Annotated in this window: 1 protein-coding gene; it reads right to left on the reverse strand. The window is 63.0% G+C overall.

Features of this window, described 5'->3' with window-relative positions; genetic code table 11:
* Positions 1-1234 (reverse strand): polyribonucleotide nucleotidyltransferase (locus tag AC5RWX_RS33495; RefSeq protein WP_494100458.1); only part of this gene is annotated, 1234 nt, incomplete at both ends.

Below are 1234 nucleotides of genomic sequence, written 5' to 3' on the forward strand. Positions count from 1 at the left end.
GGGAAGTTGTAGTTGTGCATGTAGCGCTTGGTCTTGACCGGCGACAGCGAGTCGATCTGCTGTTCCATCTTCAGCATGTTCAGCGTGGTGACACCCATGATCTGGGTTTCGCCGCGCTCGAAGATGGCGGAACCGTGGACGCGGGGCAAAACTTCAACCTCGGCAGTGAGCTGGCGGATGTCCGTCAGACCACGGCCGTCGATGCGGACCTGGTCCTTGAGGATGCGCTGGCGCACTACGTGCTTGGTGACCGAGCGGAATGCTGCGGACACTTCCTTGTCACGGCCTTCGAACTGCTCGGCCAGGGCGGCGGAAACCTCGTCCTTCAGGGCGTCCGAAGCGTCATTGCGCTCCTGCTTGTCCGCGATCTGGAAGACAGCGGCCAGCTTCTCAGCGGCAGCTGACTCAACAGCAGCGTAGACGTCGTCCTCGTAGTCGAGGAAGACGGGGAACTCAACGGTGGGCTTGGCTGCACGGGCGGCCAGGTCAGCCTGGGCCTCGCACAGTGCCTTGATGAACGGCTTTGCAGCCTCGAGGCCCTCGGAGACAACCTCTTCGGTGGGGGCAGTGGCGCCCTGTTCCTTGATGAGGTTCCAGGAGTTGTCGGTGGCTTCGGCTTCGACCATCATGATGGCGACGTCGTCCCCGGCGATCCGGCCGGCTACCACCATGTTGAAGACGGAGTTCTCCAGCTGGGAGTGCTTGGGGAAAGCAACCCACTGTGATCCGTTTTCGTCGGCAACCAGGGCAACGCGTACGCCGCCGATGGGGCCGGAGAACGGCAGGCCGGAAAGCTGGGTGGACATCGAGGAGGCGTTGATGGCCACCACGTCGTACAGCTCGTCCGGGTTGATCGCCAGGACGGTGACCACGATCTGGACCTCGTTGCGCAGGCCCTTGATGAAGGCCGGGCGCAACGGGCGGTCCATCAGGCGGCAGGCCAGGATGGCTTCGGTGGACGGGCGTCCTTCACGGCGGAAGAACGAGCCCGGGATGCGGCCGGCGGCGTACATACGCTCTTCGACGTCGACCGTCAGCGGGAAGAAGTCAAAGCCTTCACGCGGGTGCTTGCCGGCGGTGGTGGCGGACAGCAGGGCGGTGTCATCGTCGATGTACACCATTGCTGCGCCGGCTGCCTGCTTGGCAAGGCGGCCGGTTTCGAAGCGTATTACGCGCTTGCCAAAACGTCCATTGTCAATGACTGCTTCTGAGAACTGGATTTCGGGACCCTCCA

Source organism: Arthrobacter sp. SPT-J7 (assembly GCF_059089965.1).